The organism is Pedobacter sp. UBA5917 (genome assembly GCF_002432345.1).
In the GTDB taxonomy this organism is placed as follows: domain Bacteria; phylum Bacteroidota; class Bacteroidia; order Sphingobacteriales; family Sphingobacteriaceae; genus Pedobacter.
Genome location: NZ_DJDT01000276.1, coordinates 26,462 through 47,192, shown reverse-complemented (window position 1 = coordinate 47,192; position 20,731 = coordinate 26,462). Strand labels below are relative to the sequence as shown.

The following is a 20,731-nucleotide window of genomic DNA, read 5'->3' as shown; positions in this document are numbered from 1 at the left end:
CGCCAGCCGTATTTAGCCTGGCTTTAAAAATGGCTTTAGAAAGAATTCCCTTTTAACACAACATAACATGAATAAACTGTTTACTTTAACCGGCCTTTTACTCTTTACGGGTACTTTGGCCATGGCCCAAAACATTTTGAACAATCCCGGCAGCAACCACGGTAATAAGTTCGAACAATTGGGTACTATTTTACCTACGCCAAACGAGCAGCGCACGGCAAGTGGGGCGCCAGGTGTTAAATACTGGCAACAGCGTGCCGATTATAATATTAAATGTGAGCTGGATGAAAAAAACCTGGTTTTAACCGGATCTGAAACGGTAACCTATACCAACAATTCTCCTGATCCATTAACTTACATCTGGTTACAGCTTGATGAGAACGAACACAGCACCGATAAAAATGCAAACTATCAGGATGCCACCAAAATGCCTCCTACAGGCACAACCAAAAACCTTGATCAGTTAAGTGCAACTGCAAATAATGGTAATGGGATAAATATTACCAAATTAACAGATGCGACAGGCAAAAACCTAAAATATACGGTTAACAAAACCATGATGAGGATTGATCTGCCCGCAGCTTTAAGAACAGGACAGAAATTGATCTTCAATATCGACTGGAACTATAAAATTACCGATAGGATGAGTGTTGGCGGCCGTGGTGGTTACGAATTTTTCCCAGCTGACGGCAATTACCTGTTCACCATGACGCAGTGGTATCCGCGTTTATGCGTGTACAGCGATTTTCAGGGCTGGCAGAACCACCAGTTTACCGGCAGGGGCGAGTTTGCCTTAACTTTTGGCGATTTTAAAGTGCAGATGACTGTTCCTGCCGATCATTTGGTTGGTGGAACCGGAGAATGCATCAACTATAGCGCAGTATTGAACCCAACACAGTTAAGCAGGTACAACTCGGCAAAAACCGCAGCCGCTCCTGTAGAAATCCAGACTTTGGCAGAAGCTAAAACAGCTGAAACGAAAAAATCAACGGCTAAAAAAACCTGGGTTTTTAACGCCAATAATGTACGCGATTTTGCATGGACCTCCTCCCGTAAATTTATCTGGGATGCCATGCCGCAAAAAATACAGGCCAATAACAATACCGTAATGTGTATGAGTTTTTATGGTAAAGAAGCCTATAACCTGTATAGCAAATTTTCTACCCGTGCGGTAGCGCATACCATTAAAACCTATTCTGATTTTACTATTCCTTATCCATATCCGGTTGCGCAGAGTATTGAAGCGGCCAACGGAATGGAATATCCGATGATCTGTTTCAATTATGGCCGTACCGATGCCGATGGAACCTATAGCGAAAGTACCAAAAACGGGATGCTGGGTGTGATTATCCACGAGGTTGGGCACAACTTTTTCCCAATGATCGTAAACAGTGATGAACGCCAGTGGACCTGGATGGATGAGGGTTTAAACTCTTTTGTAGAGTATTTAACGGAAGAACTTTGGGACAATAAATTCCCAAGTAAAAAAGGTCCGGCTTATACCATTGTTGATTACATGAAACTGCCAAAAGATGAGTTGGAGCCGATTATGAGCAATTCTGAAAACATTGCACGTTTTGGTCCCAATGCCTATTCTAAACCGGCTACGGGTTTAAACATTCTTCGCGAAACCATTATGGGCAGGGAACTTTTCGACTATGCTTTTAAAGAATACGCCAGAAGATGGGCATTTAAACACCCTGAGCCTGCCGATCTATTCCGTACCATGGAAGATGCCAGCGGTGAAGATTTAGACTGGTTTTGGAGAGGCTGGTTTTACGGAACCGACCCTTGTGACATTTCGTTGGATAGTGTAAAATTTGCCAAAGCCGATTTTCCGAAAGAAGTTCCTGCCGCAAGATCTAGAATGGTAAAAATCGACAAACCTGCTGTAAATGCTTTTGAGGATGTTTCAAAAATCAGAAACCGCGAGGATAAAAAAATCAGTTTCTATGTAGACAAAAACACAGCTGCACAGGATTTTTATTATAAATACGATAGAGGAATGGTTACCGTTGATACTACAGTAGCAACCAAAACGGATGCTTCGGCTCCGCTAGAAGTTGTTGCCGATGCCGATCAAAGTAAATACAACAACAAGTTTTTGTACGAATTGAGCTTCAGCAACAAAGGCGGATTAGTAATGCCGGTTATTGTTGAATTTACCTATAAAGATGGTACTAAAGAAATCGATCGCATCCCGGCGCAGATCTGGAGACATAATGAACTGAAAACTTCTAAATTTTATGTTAAGGACAAAGAAGTAGCTTCTATTCTGGTAGATCCGTTACGCGAAACTGCAGATATCGATACCACGAACAACAGTTGGGGCGGTAAAGCAAAAGAAAGTAAGTTTAAAGTATACAAAATGAAAGCCGGTGGAGCTGTAAGAGGCCAATCGGTTGGTAAAAACCCGATGCAGGCAGCTGCAGGAAAGTAATAATCCTATCGTCATCCTGAACCTGTCGAAGGATTTGCTTATTTCATGCGCATAAAGACCCTGAAATAAATTCAGGATGACGATATCCCTTGTAATCCCCCTTGAAGAAAATTCATCGGGGATTATCTATTGAATCTGTGGTAAAATATTCAACAGGAAATTTTTCAGGTTCGTTACCGTCACATCATTTGACGATAGGTAAGTTTCGCTTTTTGGTGTGATAATGTACCTATATTTCGGCTCAAGATCCTTGATGCAGCTAACAAACCCTTTAGATACCGTTGGTGCATTGGAGAGTTTAATTTCAATACACGCCAGCGGTGTAATACCCTGTACGAGAATCAGATCGCATTCTGCCCCTGTTTGTGTTCTGTAGAAAAAAAGATCGGTTTGTTTTGCTTTTATCTGATAAATCTGTTCGATTACGTAGCCTTCCCACGACCCGCCTACCGCGGGATGTCCAAAAAGATCGCTATAACCTGGTATATTTAGTAACCGGTGAAGAATCCCCGTATCCCTGATGTATGTTTTGGGCGATTTAATTAAACGCTTTTTAGCATTAACAAACCATGGCTGTAAACGCCTGATCAAAAAACCGCCTTCTAAAAAATCCAAATATCGGTTTACGGTTGGTGCGCTTACCCCTAACGATCTTGCAAAAGATTCTGCATTAAACAAATTGCCATTTAAATGAGCAAGCATACTCCAAAAGTTTCTCAGCAATGTTGGTGCTAAATCTACACTAAACATCTTTGCCAAGTCTTTTTCTACATAACTTACAATAAAATCATCTATCCATTCCTTACTCAATAAATCATTTTCTGATAACAGGGATTCTGGAAATCCACCACGGAACCAATGTTCTTCAAAGCTTACTTCGTTCGGCAGCTCAGTTAATCCAACAGGGCATAATTCATTATAGGAAATTCTTCCTGCCAATGTTTCAGAAACGCCCTTAACCAGTTCAGGTGAGGCAGATCCTAACAGGATAAATCTACCAGGAGTTCTTTTTGCATCAATTAGAGGGCGTAATAAAGAAAACAATGCCGGTAATAATTGTACCTCATCAACAATTACCGTATGATCCTGAAGGCTTTCTAAAAAAGTATAAGCATCCTGTAGTTTGGCAACATCCCTTGGATTTTCCATATCAAGATAGATATAATCATCGCTTAAACTTTTTGCCAAAGTAGTTTTACCCACCTGCCGCGGTCCAAGAATAGCAACGGCAGGCGATTTTTTTAGCCTATTTCTTAATTGTTTTGTAAGAGTCCGAATAATCAACATATACAAATATATTAATTAACCTAGTAAATCGAAAGTTAAACTTTTGATTTACTAGGTTAACGCCCGTTTATTCGCTTTAAACAGACATTGTATTTTTCTGATAAATTCATCGTTGTAATATCAAGTCTATTATAAATCAATCAATCTCCAACTTTCCTGACTTTTGCCTGTTTTACTCTTTGCGGCCTAATCCCTATATTTGATATACTCATGAAATTTAAAATCACCTCAGAATATAAGCCTACCGGAGATCAGCCAAGTGCCATTAAACAACTGGTTGATGGGGTAAATTCTAACGAACACTACCAAACCCTGTTGGGTGTTACCGGATCGGGAAAAACGTTTACTGTAGCCAATGTGATCGAGCAGACCCAAAAGCCAACCTTGATTTTAAGCCACAATAAAACCCTGGCGGCACAGCTTTATGGCGAGTTTAAAAATTTCTTCCCCGAAAATTCGGTTAATTATTTTGTTTCCTATTACGATTATTATCAGCCTGAGGCTTTTATCGCTTCGAGCAATACTTATATTGAAAAGGACCTGAGTATTAACGAAGAGATTGAGAAACTACGTTTACGTACTACATCATCGTTAATGAGCGGTAGGCGCGATATTATCGTGGTATCATCCATCTCCTGTATTTACGGTATGGGTAATCCTGAAGATTTCTCTAAAATGGTTTTCCGTTTCGGCGTTGGATTAAGGATTTCAAGAAATGCATTTTTACATAGTTTGGTCGAGATTTTATATTCGCGTACCACAACAGAATTTAAACGCGGAACTTTTAGGGTTAAAGGCGATACTGTAGATATTTTCCCCGCCTATCTGGACCATGCTTACCGGATTTCTTTTTTTGGTGATGATATTGAAGAACTTTCGGCTATTGATCCCGTTTCGGGTAAAACTTTGGAGAAACTGGAAGATATGGCCATTTATCCTGCCAATCTTTTCGTTACACCGAAAGAACGTTTTAATCAATCCATCTGGGGTATTCAGGAAGAATTAGAAGTACGTAAAAACCAACTGATTGCCGACAGGCATTTATTGGAGGCCAAAAGGCTCGAGGAAAGGACTAATTTCGATATCGAAATGATGAAAGAACTCGGCTATTGTTCTGGTATCGAAAATTATTCGCGTTTCTTTGATGGCAGACAGCCGGGCATGCGCCCTTTCTGCTTGCTGGATTATTTCCCTGATGATTATTTAATGGTGATAGACGAAAGTCACGTTACCGTTCCGCAGATCAGGGCCATGTATGGTGGTGATAGATCGCGTAAATTATCGTTGGTTGAGTACGGCTTCCGCTTACCTGCTGCGCTAGACAATAGACCATTAAACTTTAACGAGTTCGAAGCACTTGCCCCGCAGACCATTTATGTAAGCGCTACACCGGCCGAATACGAATTAGAAAAATCAGAAGGTGTAGTGGTAGAACAGGTAATCAGGCCAACCGGTTTATTGGATCCCGTGATCGAAATCAGACCGGCGATAAACCAGGTTGATGATCTCTTGGATGAAATTGATATTACCATAAAAGATGGCGGCAGGGTATTGGTAACCACTTTAACCAAACGCATGGCCGAAGAATTGACCAAATATCTTGACCGTTTAAACATTAAAACCAGGTATATCCACTCTGAAATTAAAACTTTGGAGCGTGTAGAAATCCTCCGTGGTTTACGTTTGGGAGAATTTGATGTTTTGGTAGGAATTAACCTCTTGCGGGAGGGTTTAGATTTACCCGAAGTAACTTTGGTGGCCATTTTGGATGCCGATAAAGAAGGTTTCCTCCGTTCTGAAAAATCGCTGATCCAAACCATTGGCCGTGCTGCACGTAACGATAGAGGGCGTGTAATTATGTATGCCGATGGCATTACCGATAGCATGGAAAAAACCATTTCGGAAACCAACAGGCGCAGGGATATACAGATTGCCTATAACCTTGAGAATGGAATTACACCAAAAACGGTTGGAAAGTCGAGAGAGGCCATTTTAGAGCAGACTGCTGTACTCGATTTCTCACAAAAAGCTAGCGATAACAAAGCCAGGGCCTATATTGAAAATGCCGAAATCAGCATCGCTGCCGATCCTATTGTACAATATATGGGTAAAGCAGAACTGCAAAGGGCAATTGATAATACCCGTAAGGATATGCAGAAAGCAGCAAAAGATATGGACTTTTTACAGGCTGCAAAACTCCGTGATGAAATGTTTGCCCTCGAGAAAATGTTCAACGAAAAGTTTGCTAAGTAACGATTTAGATTAAAGAATGGTTTTCTGACAAATTTGAATTACAATTGCAGTTCAATAAGTTATCTAAAAACCATTTAAATGAAATCTTTTAAACTCGTAACGCTGATCGTACTCGGCGCTATCGGTCTGAAAAGTCAGGCCCAAAATTCTGCGGCAATAACTTTGCCGCTTGCAGGCAATGCATACAGTTCCTTACACCAGGATTCGGAGAAAACCTTATCCAATAAGGGGATTGTAAACTGGAGCAATCCAAAAGAATACTTTACTGCTTATTTCAGGATTTCAAAACCTGGAACAATTGTCATTTCATTGGGCGAAAAACCGATTCTGGATGGGAAATCTACCTTGGAGTTTTCCATTAACAATCAGCCAAAAAAGGTAGATTTCGACGAAACCAAACCTTTAGAAGGTAAAATTGGCGAATGGGCGGTTAAAGATACCGGTTATATAGCCATCAGCATTAAAGGGCTGAACAAAAGCGGCACTAAATTTCCTTCCATCCAAAGCTTAACCATTAGTGGAACCGCTACCGAAGGTAAAACAGCCTATGTTAAAAACAACGAAGGCAATTTTTTCCATTGGGGCAGGCGAGGACCATCTGTACATTTAAACTACCAACAGCCCGAAAATGTAAATGCAGAATGGTATTATAATGAAGTAACCGTGCCAAAAGGCGAAGATATTCTGGGTTCTTACTTTATGGCCAACGGTTTTGGCGAAGGTTATTTTGGCATGCAGGTTAACAGTCCGACCGAAAGACACATCCTATTTTCGGTATGGAGCCCCTTTAATACCGATGACCCAAAAAGTATCCCCGAATCGCACAAAATTAAAATGTTGAAGAAAGGCGAAGCCGTACATACTGGAGAATTCGGCAATGAAGGCTCAGGCGGACAGAGCTACCTAAATTATATGTGGAAAGCCGGAAATACATACAGGTTTTTGCTTCACGGTATACCGGGAAAAGATAGCATTACCACTTACACCGCCTATTTTTTCGCTCCTGAAATCAATAAATGGCAGTTAATCGCCAGTTTTACCAGGCCCCAGACTAAAACCTATCTAAAACGTTTCCATTCATTTTTAGAGAATTTCTCGCCGGTACAGGGCGATTTATCAAGAAAAGTGCTGTTCGATAATCAATGGATCTGCGATGATAAAGGCACCTGGCTACAGTTAAAATCAGCACGTTTCACTACTGATAATACCGGAGCGAAAGGTTACAGGATGGATTATCAGGGAGGAGTTGATCATGGTGCATTTTATTTAAAAAATGGTGGTTTTTTTAATGATTATACTACACCAAAAAAAATATTCACCAGAACCTCTGCGGGCAAAAAACCAGAAATAGATTTTAGCAAATTGCCATAACATTCAAAATAATTATGGAATTTTGAAGCTTCACCAAAAAATAATACAGCACAATGGACGGGCAAAACAGAAAGGACATTTATCCAGGATTAGAAGTCGGGATTATCCTGAAGAAAGATCAGCGATCGGGCAACATCACTTACGGAGTAGTTAAAGACCTGCTTACTTCATCGGCATTTCATTCAAGGGGAATAAAAGTGCGGCTCGAAGATGGCCAGGTTGGTCGTGTGGCAGAAATAGTTGAAGACTAATAAAATGCTCCATTAAAACTTTTATCGTCCGTTTTACGTATTATATTGTAATAACATTGCAATTAAAGGCTAAAAAAGTAACAAAATAAATGTTTCGACGTCTATATTTGTAACAACAGTAATTTAAAGAATGGCATTAGTAAAATTCATTTTTATCACAATATTGGTACTTTGGCTCATCAGAATGCTGATCAGGCTGATCTTACCCATGCTGTTTAATAATCTGGCAAGCAAAATGCAGAGTCAGGCAACAGGACAGCAGCAACAGAGAAGGCAGAAACCCGAAGGTTCTATTTCGATAGATTATATGCCTCCAAAACCCGATCAAAGTAAAACCGACAAACTCGGTGATTTCGTTGACTACGAAGAAATTAAATAAAACAGAAACCCTGAACTTGCTTCAGGGTTTTTTGTTTAAAAAAAATCAACACTCCCTACTTCAAATAAACTCCTTTTTAATATGTAACTTGCTTAATGTCTTTTTTAATCCGCTTATTCATTTTAACAATCATTACTAATTATGCCTTTGCTCAAAAGGTTGATAGTGTTGGCTTCGCATCATGGGTATCAACAGCCAAAGCAGATAGCCTGAGAATTATTATGGGTGATGATACTGTAATTGCTGAGGGCAGAAAGCTTATTTATCACTCGGAAAAAGCCAGAATGGCTGCTTATCCAGGGAATTATGCTGCCTTAAATGCTGATTTCAAAAATGAGTTTAAATATCCCGAACAAATAGCCAAAAATCTATCTGGAAAGATAAAAATTAGTTTTATTGTAGATCGGGACGGCACCTTATATTCATTCGCAATCCTTGATTGTTTTAATCAGTTAATGGCCGAAGAGGTCATCAGTACATTAAAAAATATCAAAAAATGGATTCCCGGAAAGCAGAGTGGTTATATTGTAAGGCAACCAATGAAACTAAGTTTTTGGATTCCTAAAAAGGAATGAAAATAAATCCGCACCTATACATCTGACTAGCAAGGTCCGTTTTGTTGGTCGATCCTTTTAAGAATATAAGATAAAACGATCGTATACGCCACATAGGTTACGAATACAAAAAAGCCAAGCTGTAGGGCAGAATTATTCACCGTCACGGTTTTTAAAGTATCATTTTTCATATTAAGTCCTGAAAGTTGGCTTTTTAGGATACCATTAAGACCAATATAGGTCATTCCGATACCTACCACCATTACATCGGCCATATCCCACTTACCAAGATCGAACGCCAAAAACCGCAGCGCCTTTTGGCTTCCGAAAAGGTGTCCGCACGATACATGCACACCGCGGGCAATAATGCGCAGTAAGGGAAGTACCACAACAAAAACGAGCAATAATACACCCACCAATACCGCATCAGGTTTTGGTTGCTCAATCAATGTGCCTATAATTCCCAATATACTTTTACTCTGGAAAAAGAGTACCTGGTTGGTAAAGGCAATTTTATCGCCCAAAAAAGCAAATTCGAGTGTTTGGAGGCGGGCATCAACCTCTATAATCGGCGAAGTAACACCAACAGCGAGCAGAATAAATGCAAACAACAGCGACATAATGAAAAGGGGAACATGTAATTGCACACGTTTTCTTAAAAACAGCCATAAAGTAAGTGCAATAACCACACAGCCTAACATACTCAATGCAGATTGAAAACTATCTTTCTTAATCTCTGCCAATCTCGAATTCACCAAACGGTCGTAAGCCTTTGCATTTGCAACATGGTACTTCCTATAAATGTTTCGTTCAACAGTAGTTATAGTGGTATCTGTACTGTCGTAAGTCTGCGCTTCGAGCTCATCCATTTTACTGGTGGCAATGCCCTTTAACCGCTTCAAACTGGTGGGGCTGGTAATTTTCGTTACAATGGTTTTAGCGAATGATGGTACCTGTGCATGAATTTCATCTACATCTACAAAAGTTTTAAATGCCAGTTTTTTAAGCTTTCCTCCTAGGCTTTTTTGCGGTTTTGTTACTTCTGCCACGGCCTTATTTACCAATCCATGCAGCTCCTTTTCAACTTCTTTGCGCATTTCCGTTTTCTGTTGGCCTGTAAGTTTGAAGCCTTTCACCCTACGATCAACAACTGCAGAAATCTTCTCACCCCAGCGGTCTACCGAGAATATGCCAAAAGTAATATTGTTTGATAAACTATAATCTTCTTTGATATGTTTTTGCTCAACCGAAAGCTGGTGGAAGCGGTATCCGAAATAAACCTCTCCAAATAAAAGGATACTCAATGCCGCAATTAGCAAAACAGGAGCAATTCTGCTCTTTTTTTTAGGTGTATCCTGGGTTGTTATCGTTTCCATAATAATTATCGAACAGCTGAAATAAATGTTTTAATGGGTATCATGCGGTGTGATGAACTTCAATATCGTAGAAAGAATGAGTCCGTAAAGCACAAAACTGATAAATATGATATACCCTGGCTGCAGCGCCGTATTGTTGGTGGTTAAAATCGTGAGCGAATCGTTTTTAATGTTCAGTGCCTGAAGCTGCCCCTCTAACAAACCATTTAGCCCGATGTAGGCCATCAGGATGGCAATTACAATTACATCGGCCATACTCCACTTGCCCGATTGAAAAGCAAAGTATTTAATAATGCCATTTTCGGCCAATTTTTTATTCCCCAAAAGGTGGATACCCGTTGATGTTAGTTTCACTACAGGAAAAAGGATACTAAAGGCCAGAATCAGTACGCCTACCAGTATCGAATCGATACCGTCTTGCCCAAGCAGCACCTTAACCACATCCATAATACTTTTACTCTGAAAAAACAGTACCTGATCTTTAAATATTACATGTTCGCCCAACAGTACAAAATCGAGCGAACGGATCCGCGCATCTACCTCGATCATCGAAGCGGTTAATCCTACAGCCAAAAGAATAAAGGCAAAAAACAACGACATTACAAAAAGTACCACATGCAGGTCTTTACGTTTACGCAGGCCCCACCAAAAACCAAGCACAACCACCACACAGGCCAGCATACCTAAAGAATAAGCATAGGTTTTGCTCCGGATCTGAACAAGAGATGTGGTTAATTTCTTATTCAGGGCATCGGTAGACGATACCTGATATCTTTTGTACATCGCCTTTACGGATGTAGCGTTTGCAACGAAAGCACTATCGAGCTTCTCTTCATCAGCAAGCTCGTTAAACTCGCCGATGGCCATTTTACTCAACTGTTTCTTGTTTTTAGGATTATCTACCTCTGCAATTATTTTTCTGGCAAAAGCAGGCACCTGTGCTTTAATGCTGTCGGAGTTTACAAAATTTTTGATGGCGAATTTCTGTATTTTTCCCCTGATGGTTTTTTTAGGTTTATTAACCAATCCTTCCGCTTTATTGATGAGCGCAAGCAATACCTGTTCTACTTCTGTTTGTAAAACCTTTTTCTGTTTTTTAGTCATTTTTAGGTTACGTACCTGATGATGCACGATCCTGGATACATTATCTTTCCACTGCTGTACAGAGAAAAGCCCATAAGTGATGTTATTGATATCGGAATAATCTTCCTTGATCTGCTCCTGTTGACCGGAAAGCTCATGCAACCGAAAACCAAAATAGCCCTCGGCACCAAGCAACAGGGCAAGTGCCAGTATAAGCAGCAGTTTAGGAAGAAAAGACTTCCGCTCCTTTGTATGTTTTTCCTGTGTTTCCAAGCCGATTAATTTAAATGGTTAGGCCAATTGATGGTAAAATTTGGTTTGGTACCGTGAGATAAAACCATTAACACAAAAAAAGGTTTTAAAAGTAAAAGAATATAGTAGTAATAAAGGAAATAGCAATTGAATTGAGCCGAACAGTCAAGTAAATTGAGCCATAGAGAAAATATACGGCACATAAAAGTGTTGATCTTTGTTTTATAAATAGATATAAATCAGCAATGGAAAATATAACAAAAATAAATCTTGGTAAAAACGGACCGCTTGTTTCCAAATTGGGATTAGGCTGCATGCGCATGTCGTCTGTTTGGGGTAGCCCGGTAAATGATGAAACAGAAAGCATCGCAACCATTCAGGCAGCTTTGGATAATGGCATCAATTTCATCAATACGGGCGATTTTTATGGCGCAGGCCATAACGAAATGCTTATTGGCAGGGCCATTAAAGGCCGAAGGGATGATGCGTTTATCAGCGTTAAATTTGGGGCAATATTTTACAACGGGCAATGGTTAGGACTTGATCTCCGCCCAATGGCCATTAAAAATTTCATCAACTATTCTTTGGTGCGGTTAGGAATTGATACCATCGATCTTTATCAACCCTGCAGGTTAGATGGCAGTGTACCTTTGGAAGATGTAGTTGGAACAATCGCCGACCTGATCAAAGAAGGAAAAGTACGCCATTTGGGTGTTTCGGAGATTACTGCCGATCAGCTCCGCAAGGCGAACGACATACATCCTGTTTCTGCGTTGGAAATCGGCTATTCACTCGCCGACCGTCAGATTGAAAAAGATTTATTGCCAACTGCAAAAGAGCTGGGAATTGGTGTAGTGGCTTTTGCAAATACAGCCGAAGGTCTGCTTACCGGCAACATGAAAGCGCCTTTGGCTGCCAGCGATTACCAAAATCACTTTTCGAGATTTCAGGGCGAAAACCTGATCAAGAATCTGGAAAAAGTAGAAATATTGAAAAATATGGCAGAAGAAAAAGGTTATACACCTACACAATTGGCCATAGCGTGGGTAAATGCCCAGGGCAGCCATATTATGCCATTGGTAAGCATGAGCAAAAGATCGCGCCTGCCAGAAAACATAGCTGCCATGCAGATCAGTTTCACGGCCGATGAAATAAACACATTGAATACACAATTTTCTCCGGGTGCCATACTGGGCGGAACCTATTTACAGCGATAAACGGTGGGGCTTACATTAGCCCTACCTTTTTATATCTTTATATTATGGTAAACCCAACCGAAATTATTCCAGGTGTAATCTTTTATTCTTATTTCTCGCATAAAAGGAAAGAAAAGGTGGCCTTTTTGGCACACAATACCTTAGTGCTTCAGGTTGCAGGGCGTTTTGAAATTGAAACAACCAGCGAGAAGATAGCCATGGAAAAAGAACAAATGTTGTTGATCCGCAAGAACCAATTGGCAGAGCTGACCAAAACTCCTTTAAATGGTGAGAATTACCAGACCATTATTATCTGTTTAAAAGAAGATCTACTCCGGCAGATTGCTTTGGAAGAACAGATCAGTATTGATAAAAAATATACTGGTCCCAATAATATTCTAATTCCTACCAATGAATTTTTGAGGGGCTTTTTCCAGTCTATTATCCCTTATGTGCACCATCCTGATGAAAGCATTACCAATGCCGTAGGGATGTTAAAGGTAAAAGAGGCCGTGCAGTTGTTATTACATGCCATGCCCGAACTAAAAACTTTCTTATTTGATTTTTCTGAGCCTTATAAAATAGACCTGGAAAAATTTATGCTCAACAACTTCCATTTTAATGTTCCTGTAGAAAAGTTTGCACAGCTAACGGGCAGAAGCCTTGCCGGTTTTAAACGCGATTTTCAAAAAACATTTAACATGGCCCCGAGGCATTGGTTACAGGATAAAAGATTGCTGGAGGCAAGGCACCTCATCGAAAGTAAGAACAGAAAACCATCCTCAATTTATCTTGAACTGGGATTTGAAAGTTTATCACATTTTTCGAGATCATTTAAGAAGAAGTTCGGGAAAGCACCTACCGAATAATCAATTTGGTCTATCATCCTTTTAATGCAAAAAGATTTGAGCCAATTGGTTTTTAAATCTAAGATATCCCCTCATCCAACATCATTATCTGTATTTCTATTTTACCACTTTGATAGGAGCAGAAAAATACATTGCATTAAAATATATCACAAAAAACAGCTAGCGCTAAAATACCCTTTAGTAAGTATTGTTCAATGATTTGGCTATACGTAATTTTAATTAACGGACAAGAAACAACTACATAATTAAGCGCGCTTAACCATGCCTGAAGAACAAAATATTCTGGATTCATCAATTGCTGTAATCATAATTCTATTTCTTTTGAACGTGATTGCTGAAAAAATTACCCAGCCTATCCGAAAATATTCTCTTTTTAGCAGACCAAATGGGTGAGGACCCAATCTACCCCAAAATTGTAAATAATGAACATTTAACAGATTACATTAATACGCCACTTTTAAATTTTAAACCTCCCAAAACAACTATTATAAACGAGATAAAAGTACCGGAAAACCCCTTAAACCACATTGCGCTCAGTTTATCGGGCGGTGGTTACCTTGCGGCTTCATTTCATTTAGAATCTATGTTTTATTTGAATAAGGTTACATTAAAAAATAAACCTTTGCTCGAAAATGTAAAAATGATTTCAACTGTATCTGGCGGAACCATTACCGGTGTGGTATATGCCCTAATGATGCAGCAGAAGAAAGATTTTGACACTTTCTATAAGTTTCTTTTAGATAATCTTCAAAATCTGGATTTAATAAAGACCTTTTAAGAATAATCCTTACCAGCTATATTAAGATATGGATAATGCGATAGCTAAATAAAAAATACATTTTGCCCAACACGATGTGAAATTTTATACAAACCAATTCTTATGGATAAAATTTGGCTGTGCCTGAAATCCGTATCATTTAAAACAACATTGACATATGTTCCTTAAAAAATGAAATCAAAGCAATTAAATAACCATAAATACCTATATTGCAATAACTTAAACAAACACAATGAGCTCTCAAATTTCAAATAAACAAATCAACTTTCCCGTAAAGGGCACTGATTCTTATTTTCTAAACGTTGTGATAGGAAATGGTCAGACGGGAACCACTACTTTTAAAAATTTTAACAATGTGCAGTTTTCACCTGATGTTTTAAACGCACCTGTAGGAAAGGGTTCTTCGATTAAGGGCAAATCGTCTACAGTGGTTTCTGTTGTGATTGATGTCAATCCGGATACCGATAACCTGATTGTAACATACTATTTAACCAATGCGCCCAAAACGGGCGAAGAGCTTAAAAACTTAATTCCCATTGGGATTTCAAGTATGACTGTTCAAACCAATTCAACAGGAATTTTCCTTACCACCTTAAATTTTATTTAAGATGAAAAGAGTTTACATTCTATTAATCGTGATGTTTGTTGCCAACGGCCTTTATGCACAACAGACAGACGTTTCAAGTGTTTCATCTACCTCTGCCCCAGCATTTACCGTACTCGGAATCAGCCCTACCGAAATAGCCAAGCCTAGCAACTGGAATAAATTTCAGGCTTCATTGTATCAAAACCTAACCGGTAATGATGGCGCGGCACCAAAAAACTTTGCGATGGAATTTAAGCCGTATTGGCTAAGCGACCATAAGAATTTTAGTTATAAAGACTATTTGGAAAAAGAGGGTTTTAGCTTAAGAAATTTATCTTTATCTATAGCATCTGCTAAAGTACCTTATAACAAAGATACGGCGCAAAGTCTGGGTTTTGGATTTCGGTTACCCATCACTTTCGCAAATAAAAAAAGACAGGCCTTGAGTCAGGCTTTAATTGCAGAATCAAATGCACTGAAAAAAAAGATTACATGGCAGCCCAATTTTATTTTATACATCAACGACTTTAATGGTTCAACTGTTGAAGACCTCAAAAATGATATTGAAAGCAAGATTAAAACCCCTGCAACAGGAAATACGTTGTGGGCGGACAGAAGTCAAATACAGGCCATGCTTACTGATACGTTATCAAAAGCACTGTCATCAATGGCTACTGATACACTGGATGCAGCTAAAAAACTAGCCGTGATTTCCATTGTTGGCGAATATATCAACAATTATAATGAAGCTCCGGCAGCTGCAATGAGCGAAAAAATAAAAGAGGCACTGAATGAAACAGGTAATTTTCAGTTAAGCGGAGCGCTTGCACTGGCCTTTCCAACTAATCAATTCGATTATTCCAAGTTTTCTCAGGCTGCAGTTTGGATTGATTATACTTCGAAATTTGGAAAAAATAGCCCGATAGACGGAACGGCGGCATTACGGTATGTACGAACCTTTGCTACAGACTCTGTTACTTCTTCGAGCAATTTCGACTTGATTTACAAACTCAATTTTGCACTCGGAACTGCCCAAAAATTTACCGTTTCGGCTTGGGCTGTACTTAGGAATAAATCAAACGATCTACCGAATATCGTAGTAAACAACATTACCTATACCGCTGCAAAAAACACCTGGGACAATAAGTATGGATTGGATATTGCCTACAAATTTTCAAATAGCATTGCTTTATCTTATTCATTCGGAAAAGATTATAAAAATCCCGCAGGGGCAGTTACCAAACGGAATCAACTAATAAGTTTTCTAAATCTTTTCTATTCATTGAATGCAAAATTGGTTAATGGAAACATTAAATAAACTTAAATATGTTTCTAACAACCTTTCGTACCTGGCAGGATAAAAGTGTAACAGGTTGCGAAAATAGATTAATTAGAAAGATCAGTAAAAACAAAAACGGCTTTCTGTTAGAGAAAAGCCGTTTTATGTGAAGATCATTTTTTTTAAGTGGTCCCGACGAGAATCGAACTCATATCTAAAGTTTAGGAAACTTCTATTCTATCCGTTGAACTACGGGACCATTTTATTTGAGCAGGGCAAATATAATAAAAGTTTTGATGCAGCGAAGCCATTTTAAAAAGCATTTTATAAAATGAAAATTGTCAATTAAAAGAAACAAAAACCGCGGTAAGCTACTTCCTAACTATCAAAATTACTCTTTTTTACAAAAAAATCTGCTACAGATCGTCCATCTTAAAAAACTGTACTACTCACCATAAAAAATCTTTTCAATAGCCTGATCTTTGGTTATCAATTTATTAGAATATGAAATTAGCAAATAATAAAATCCTGATTACCGGTGGTGCAACAGGTATTGGCCTCGGATTGGCCGAAAGGTTTATACAAGAAAACAATACCGTAATTATCTGTGGCCGCCGTGAATCTGCCCTGCAGGAAGCAGCAGAAAAATTGCCCTCGGTAATTACCAAAGTGTCTGATTTATCAGATGAGGCAGGCAGAATTGAATTGTACAATTGGATTGCCGAAAATCATAGCGATTTAAATGTATTGGTAAACAACGCCGGAATCCAGAACTGGATGAAAATCGGGGATGAAGATTTCTACGAAAAAGCAAATGATGAAATCGCAACCAACGTTTTGGCTCCCATCCATTTAACTAAACTTTTTACCAAATTAAATGCGCTAGATACCATTATTAATGTAACTTCTGGTTTAGCTTTTGTACCTTTTTCGCAAATACCTGTTTATTGCGGAACCAAGGCCTTTATGCGATCGTTTACACTTTCTTTACGTCATAGCCTTAAAGATTCGAGCATAGAAGTGATCGAAATGATCCCTCCGGCCTTAAATACCGATTTGGGGGGTAAGGGTATCCATGATGCCCACCCTGCCGTGAGCGATTTTGTAACATCTGTATTTGAGCAAATGAAAGAAGGGGAAACTGAATTAACCTTTGGCACAAGCGCAGACAGGGCAAAAGCAAACAACGATACGATAAGCGAATATTTTAACCGGATGAATCCTTAATTTTATTCGAAAAGCAAAAGCCATTTGATCAGTTCGACCAAATGGCTTTTTTGATTTTAACCGGTAGGATTTATCTAATTACACTACCTTCCTGAAACTTCTCTGCAGGAGCTACAAAAGTAAGTTTTCCTTCTGCGTTTTCGGCCATTAGGATCATTCCCTGTGATAAAATCCCTTTAATTTCTCTCGGGGCCAGGTTTACGATCATACTTACCTGTTTACCAACAATATCTTCTGGTTTGTAATATTCGGCGATACCAGAAACCACGGTTCTTTCGTCAATACCGGTGTTTACGGTCAACTGTAATAGTTTTTTAGTCTTTTCTACTTTCTCCGCAGCAACAATGGTAGCCACACGGATATCCATGGCAGAAAAATCATCAAACTGGATATTTTCTTTAGCAGGAACGGGCGTTGCTGTAGCTGCAGCATTACTGGCTTTGCTCTGGTTTAATTTATTGATCTGGAAATCAATTTCGGCATCTTCTATTTTTTCGAATAAAAGCACAGCTTCACCAATTTCGTGGCCACGTTTTAATAAATTAACTGTACCAGCATTATCCCAATCATGTCCGCCGTTTTTAAGCATTTTCATTAGTTTTTCTGCTGTAAAAGGCAAGAAAGGTTCGATCAGAATCTGGATGTTGGCAGCGATCTGAAGTGAAATATGCAATATGGTCCTTACACGGTCTTCGTCGGTTTTAATCAGTTTCCACGGTTCAGTTTCGGCAAGGTATTTATTACCCAAACGGGCAACATTCATTACCTCAGATAAAGCTTCCCTGAAACGGTAATTTTCGATAGAAGCCGAAATTTTTTCAGGATAACTGGCCAGTTCATCAATAACGGCCTGATCAACTTCTGTAATTTCCATACAGGTTGGTACCGAACCGCCGAAATATTTATGCGTAAGCACCACTACACGGTTTACGAAGTTACCCAGGATGGCTACTAACTCATTATTGTTTCTTGCCTGAAAATCTTTCCAGGTAAAATCGTTATCCTTGGTTTCGGGAGCAGTTGCCGTTAATACATAACGCAATACATCCTGCTTGCCTTCAAATTCCCTTAAATATTCGTTCAGCCAAACTGCCCAGTTTTTAGAAGTCGATATTTTCTGACCTTCGAGATTTAAAAATTCATTTGCCGGAACATTATCTGCTAAAGTATATCCCCCATGCGCCATTAACATGGCAGGGAAAATAATGCAATGGAAAACAATATTATCTTTACCGATAAAGTGAACCAGTTTGGTTTCGTCGCTTTTCCAGTATTCTTCCCAACCACACTTATCGTTTTCGTAACTGCTGATATAATATTCTTCTGCTTTTGGATTCCATACATCAAGTTTTGCATAATTGCAAAGTTCTTTAGTAGCAGAAATATAGCCAATAGGGGCATCAAACCATACATAAAGCACTTTACCTTCTGCATCGCGGAGCGGTACTCGAACACCCCATTCTAAATCCCTGGTCATTGCCCTTGGCTGTAAACCTGCATTTAACCAGCTTTGACATTGCCCGTAAACATTCGGGCGCCATTCTTTATGGCTTTCGATGTAAGTTCTTAAACGGTCTTCGTATTTATCGAGTGGTAAAAACCAGTTTTTAGTCTCTTTTAAAATCGGTTTGTCGCCCGATAGGGTCGATTTTGGATTAATTAAATCAGTAGCATTAAGTGTTGAACCGCAGTTTTCGCACTGATCGCCGTAGGCATTTTCGTTACCACATTTAGGGCAGGTACCGGTAATGTAACGATCGGCCAAAAATTGTTTAGCAGAAGGATCGTAGTACTGTTCGGTAATTTCTTCTGTAAAAACACCTTTTTCGTACAGGGTTTCGAAGAAATCCGCCGCTGTTTGGTGGTGGGTTAGTGAAGATGTTCGGTGATAGATATCAAAAGAAACCCCAAATTCTTTAAAAGAATCGCCAATGATTTTATGGTACTTATCTACCACTTCCTGAGGGGTAATTCCTTCTCTTTTGGCTTTCAAAGTAATCGGAACGCCGTTTTCGTCAGACCCACAGATGAATTTAACATCTCGTTTTTTTGATCTCAGGTAACGGGCATAAATATCTGCAGGGATATAAACACCGGCAAGGTGCCCAATATGAACCGGTCCATTGGTATATGGAAGCGCCGCAGTTACGGTATATCTTTTTATTTTACTATTATCCAAAACAATTTTTATTAATTTGGCAAAGATAAGTGTTTTGAAGATGATTAAGCAGCCCCCGTATTTAAAAAAAGGAGATAAAATTGCCCTGGTTTGTCCGGCAAAAAAATTACCCAAACCTATAGACCAAGCCATTGAAATATTAAACAGCTGGGGGTTAGAGGTTATTTTAGGCGATAGCGTATACGCAAGCCACCACCAGTTTGCCGGAAGCGACAGTTTAAGAACAAAAGATATCCAACGTTTTCTGGATGATCCATCTATAAAAGCCATTATTTCAGGTCGTGGGGGCTATGGCACCATCCGCATTATTGATCAGCTCGATTTTACAGCATTTAACCAAAATCCAAAATGGTTTGTAGGTTTTAGCGATATTACGGTGCTGCTTTCGCATCTTATTGCACAAAGCCATACACAATGCCTACATGCACAAATGCCCTATACTTTTGATGAATCTACCGAAGAGGCATTAACCTCTCTGCAAAAGGCTTTATTTGGCGAAAAACAGGAGTATAATTACCGAAGTACATTTAAAAATAGGGTAGGAGATGCCAATGGCATTTTAATAGGCGGAAACCTGACTTTATTGGCTATGATGCAGGGTTCGGTTTCGGAAATGGATTTTATAGATAAAATTCTATTTCTGGAAGATGTTGGCGAGCACGAATACAGTATAGACCGTATGCTGCGTATGCTAAAAAGAGCAGGTAAGCTGGCAAAATTAAAAGGCCTGATTGTTGGTGCTTTTAACGAAATAGCAGAAGAAAAAATTTCTTTTGGACAAACAGTGGATGAAGTGATCTGGGATATCGTAAAAGAGTATGATTACCCAGTTTGCTTTAATTTCCCGACAGGGCATATTGAAAATAACCTGTGTATGACTTTAGGTGCAGAAGTAGCTTTAGAAGTAGAAACCAATAACGTTCAATTTAAATATTTATAGATGGCGATTTTAGATAATTTAGGAAAATACCGTAATACAGGTTTATTGCTGTTGCGCTTAGGTGTAGGTGTAATGTTTATCATCCATGGCTTCCCGAAGTTGGCCGGCGGGCCCAATAGCTGGACAAGCCTGGGTGGAAGCATGAAAGTGATCGGAGTAGATTTTCTACCTATATTCTGGGGATTTATGGCTGCAGCAACCGAAACCTTTGGTGGTTTTCTTTTAATTGTAGGTTTATTTTTTAGACCGGCCCTGATTTTATTAATTTTTACAATGATTATCGCTTCTTTGGTTCATTTTGGCAAAGGAGACGGGTTACAGGGTGCCAGCCATGCCATTGAATTGGGCATTGTATTTTTTGCCCTGATTTTTATCGGCCCGGGGAAATACAGTGTGGATAAGAAGTAAAAAATAACAATGTAAAAGAAAGG

Annotated in this window: 18 protein-coding genes and 1 tRNA gene; 14 read left to right on the top strand and 5 right to left on the bottom strand. The window is 39.2% G+C overall.

The window, feature by feature from the left end:
- The first annotated feature begins 67 nt into the window (after positions 1 to 67).
- Positions 68 to 2,440, top strand: a complete 2,373-nt coding sequence (locus tag B2V92_RS18835) for a M1 family metallopeptidase (RefSeq protein ID WP_293311099.1) — start codon at positions 68 to 70, stop codon at positions 2,438 to 2,440.
- A 126-nt stretch (positions 2,441 to 2,566) separates the two neighbouring features.
- Here B2V92_RS18835 and B2V92_RS18830 read toward each other — a convergent pair whose 3' ends face one another.
- The gene (locus B2V92_RS18830) at positions 2,567 to 3,727 is read right to left on the bottom strand and encodes an ATP-binding protein (protein ID WP_293311097.1); all 1,161 of its coding nucleotides are present in this window, start codon (positions 3,725 to 3,727) and stop codon (positions 2,567 to 2,569) included.
- A 210-nt stretch (positions 3,728 to 3,937) separates the two neighbouring features.
- Between B2V92_RS18830 and uvrB the strand changes: the two genes are divergently transcribed.
- The 5 genes from uvrB (at position 3,938) to B2V92_RS18805 (ending at position 8,556) form a co-directional block, all read left to right on the top strand.
- The gene (uvrB, locus tag B2V92_RS18825; protein WP_293311095.1) at positions 3,938 to 5,980 is read left to right on the top strand and encodes an excinuclease ABC subunit UvrB; all 2,043 of its coding nucleotides are present in this window, start codon (positions 3,938 to 3,940) and stop codon (positions 5,978 to 5,980) included.
- Positions 5,981 to 6,058: 78 nt separating this feature from the next.
- Positions 6,059 to 7,351 carry a DUF3472 domain-containing protein gene (locus B2V92_RS18820; RefSeq protein WP_293311093.1) on the top strand — a complete coding sequence of 431 codons (1,293 nt, stop codon included), beginning with the start codon at positions 6,059 to 6,061 and terminating at the stop codon, positions 7,349 to 7,351.
- Between the two features lie 53 nt (positions 7,352 to 7,404).
- Positions 7,405 to 7,602, top strand: a complete 198-nt coding sequence (locus B2V92_RS18815) for a YwbE family protein (RefSeq protein ID WP_090497912.1) — start codon at positions 7,405 to 7,407, stop codon at positions 7,600 to 7,602.
- 130 nt (positions 7,603 to 7,732) lie between these two features.
- On the top strand, positions 7,733 to 7,981 hold the full coding sequence (locus tag B2V92_RS18810; RefSeq protein WP_293311086.1) for a DUF4834 family protein: 249 nt from the start codon (positions 7,733 to 7,735) through the stop codon (positions 7,979 to 7,981).
- A gap of 95 nt (positions 7,982 to 8,076) precedes the next feature.
- Positions 8,077 to 8,556 carry an energy transducer TonB gene (locus tag B2V92_RS18805; protein WP_293311084.1) on the top strand — a complete coding sequence of 160 codons (480 nt, stop codon included), beginning with the start codon at positions 8,077 to 8,079 and terminating at the stop codon, positions 8,554 to 8,556.
- Between the two features lie 26 nt (positions 8,557 to 8,582).
- Here the strand turns inward: B2V92_RS18805 and B2V92_RS18800 are convergent, their stop codons facing one another.
- On the bottom strand, positions 8,583 to 9,911 hold the full coding sequence (locus B2V92_RS18800; protein ID WP_293311082.1) for a paraquat-inducible protein A: 1,329 nt from the start codon (positions 9,909 to 9,911) through the stop codon (positions 8,583 to 8,585).
- Positions 9,912 to 9,941: 30 nt separating this feature from the next.
- On the bottom strand, positions 9,942 to 11,267 hold the full coding sequence (locus B2V92_RS18795; protein WP_293311080.1) for a paraquat-inducible protein A: 1,326 nt from the start codon (positions 11,265 to 11,267) through the stop codon (positions 9,942 to 9,944).
- 224 nt (positions 11,268 to 11,491) lie between these two features.
- Here B2V92_RS18795 and B2V92_RS18790 point away from each other — a divergent pair, with 224 nt between their 5' ends.
- From B2V92_RS18790 to B2V92_RS18770, 5 genes are all read left to right on the top strand, one after another.
- Positions 11,492 to 12,463, top strand: coding sequence for an aldo/keto reductase (locus B2V92_RS18790; protein ID WP_293311078.1), 972 nt, complete (start codon positions 11,492 to 11,494; stop codon positions 12,461 to 12,463).
- Positions 12,464 to 12,507: 44 nt separating this feature from the next.
- Positions 12,508 to 13,311 carry a helix-turn-helix domain-containing protein gene (locus B2V92_RS18785; protein WP_293311076.1) on the top strand — a complete coding sequence of 268 codons (804 nt, stop codon included), beginning with the start codon at positions 12,508 to 12,510 and terminating at the stop codon, positions 13,309 to 13,311.
- 385 nt (positions 13,312 to 13,696) lie between these two features.
- The gene (locus tag B2V92_RS18780; protein ID WP_293311074.1) at positions 13,697 to 14,089 is read left to right on the top strand and encodes a patatin-like phospholipase family protein; all 393 of its coding nucleotides are present in this window, start codon (positions 13,697 to 13,699) and stop codon (positions 14,087 to 14,089) included.
- A 232-nt stretch (positions 14,090 to 14,321) separates the two neighbouring features.
- Complete coding sequence (locus B2V92_RS18775) at positions 14,322 to 14,696, top strand: hypothetical protein (RefSeq protein ID WP_293311072.1); 375 nt, start codon at positions 14,322 to 14,324, stop codon at positions 14,694 to 14,696.
- 1 nt (position 14,697) lies between these two features.
- Positions 14,698 to 15,993 (top strand): hypothetical protein, encoded by a 1,296-nt coding sequence (locus tag B2V92_RS18770; RefSeq protein WP_293311070.1) that lies wholly within the window; start codon positions 14,698 to 14,700, stop codon positions 15,991 to 15,993.
- Positions 15,994 to 16,141: 148 nt separating this feature from the next.
- Here the strand turns inward: B2V92_RS18770 and B2V92_RS18765 are convergent.
- A tRNA-Arg gene (locus B2V92_RS18765) sits at positions 16,142 to 16,213 on the bottom strand.
- A 245-nt stretch (positions 16,214 to 16,458) separates the two neighbouring features.
- Here B2V92_RS18765 and B2V92_RS18760 point away from each other — a divergent pair.
- Entirely contained in the window at positions 16,459 to 17,181 is a 723-nt protein-coding gene (locus B2V92_RS18760; protein WP_293311068.1) for an SDR family oxidoreductase, read from the top strand.
- Positions 17,182 to 17,251: 70 nt separating this feature from the next.
- Here B2V92_RS18760 and metG read toward each other — a convergent pair whose 3' ends face one another.
- On the bottom strand, positions 17,252 to 19,360 hold the full coding sequence (gene metG, locus B2V92_RS18755) for a methionine--tRNA ligase (protein WP_293311066.1): 2,109 nt from the start codon (positions 19,358 to 19,360) through the stop codon (positions 17,252 to 17,254).
- 40 nt (positions 19,361 to 19,400) lie between these two features.
- Here metG and B2V92_RS18750 point away from each other — a divergent pair, with 40 nt between their 5' ends.
- Together B2V92_RS18750 and B2V92_RS18745 are read left to right on the top strand one after the other, a co-directional pair.
- Positions 19,401 to 20,300 (top strand): S66 peptidase family protein, encoded by a 900-nt coding sequence (locus B2V92_RS18750; RefSeq protein WP_293311064.1) that lies wholly within the window; start codon positions 19,401 to 19,403, stop codon positions 20,298 to 20,300.
- Positions 20,301 to 20,708, top strand: coding sequence for a DoxX family protein (locus B2V92_RS18745; protein WP_293311062.1), 408 nt, complete (start codon positions 20,301 to 20,303; stop codon positions 20,706 to 20,708).
- The last annotated feature ends 23 nt before the right edge of the window (positions 20,709 to 20,731 follow it).

Excerpts from the sequence above, each read along its gene's own strand:
- B2V92_RS18770 (WP_293311070.1), top strand. The coding sequence starts at position 14,698 with ATGAAAAGAGTTTACATTCTATTAATCGTGATGTTTGTTGCCAACGGC.
- B2V92_RS18815 (WP_090497912.1), top strand. The coding sequence starts at position 7,405 with ATGGACGGGCAAAACAGAAAGGACATTTATCCAGGATTAGAAGTCGGG.
- B2V92_RS18790 (WP_293311078.1), top strand. The coding sequence starts at position 11,492 with ATGGAAAATATAACAAAAATAAATCTTGGTAAAAACGGACCGCTTGTT.
- uvrB (WP_293311095.1), top strand. The coding sequence starts at position 3,938 with ATGAAATTTAAAATCACCTCAGAATATAAGCCTACCGGAGATCAGCCA.
- B2V92_RS18805 (WP_293311084.1), top strand. The coding sequence starts at position 8,077 with ATGTCTTTTTTAATCCGCTTATTCATTTTAACAATCATTACTAATTAT.
- B2V92_RS18750 (WP_293311064.1), top strand. The coding sequence starts at position 19,401 with ATGATTAAGCAGCCCCCGTATTTAAAAAAAGGAGATAAAATTGCCCTG.
- B2V92_RS18810 (WP_293311086.1), top strand. The coding sequence starts at position 7,733 with ATGGCATTAGTAAAATTCATTTTTATCACAATATTGGTACTTTGGCTC.
- B2V92_RS18820 (WP_293311093.1), top strand. The coding sequence starts at position 6,059 with ATGAAATCTTTTAAACTCGTAACGCTGATCGTACTCGGCGCTATCGGT.
- B2V92_RS18775 (WP_293311072.1), top strand. The coding sequence starts at position 14,322 with ATGAGCTCTCAAATTTCAAATAAACAAATCAACTTTCCCGTAAAGGGC.
- B2V92_RS18830 (WP_293311097.1), bottom strand. The coding sequence starts at position 3,727 with ATGTTGATTATTCGGACTCTTACAAAACAATTAAGAAATAGGCTAAAA.
- B2V92_RS18800 (WP_293311082.1), bottom strand. The coding sequence starts at position 9,911 with ATGGAAACGATAACAACCCAGGATACACCTAAAAAAAAGAGCAGAATT.
- B2V92_RS18835 (WP_293311099.1), top strand. The coding sequence starts at position 68 with ATGAATAAACTGTTTACTTTAACCGGCCTTTTACTCTTTACGGGTACT.
- B2V92_RS18780 (WP_293311074.1), top strand. The coding sequence starts at position 13,697 with ATGGGTGAGGACCCAATCTACCCCAAAATTGTAAATAATGAACATTTA.
- B2V92_RS18785 (WP_293311076.1), top strand. The coding sequence starts at position 12,508 with ATGGTAAACCCAACCGAAATTATTCCAGGTGTAATCTTTTATTCTTAT.
- B2V92_RS18745 (WP_293311062.1), top strand. The coding sequence starts at position 20,301 with ATGGCGATTTTAGATAATTTAGGAAAATACCGTAATACAGGTTTATTG.
- B2V92_RS18760 (WP_293311068.1), top strand. The coding sequence starts at position 16,459 with ATGAAATTAGCAAATAATAAAATCCTGATTACCGGTGGTGCAACAGGT.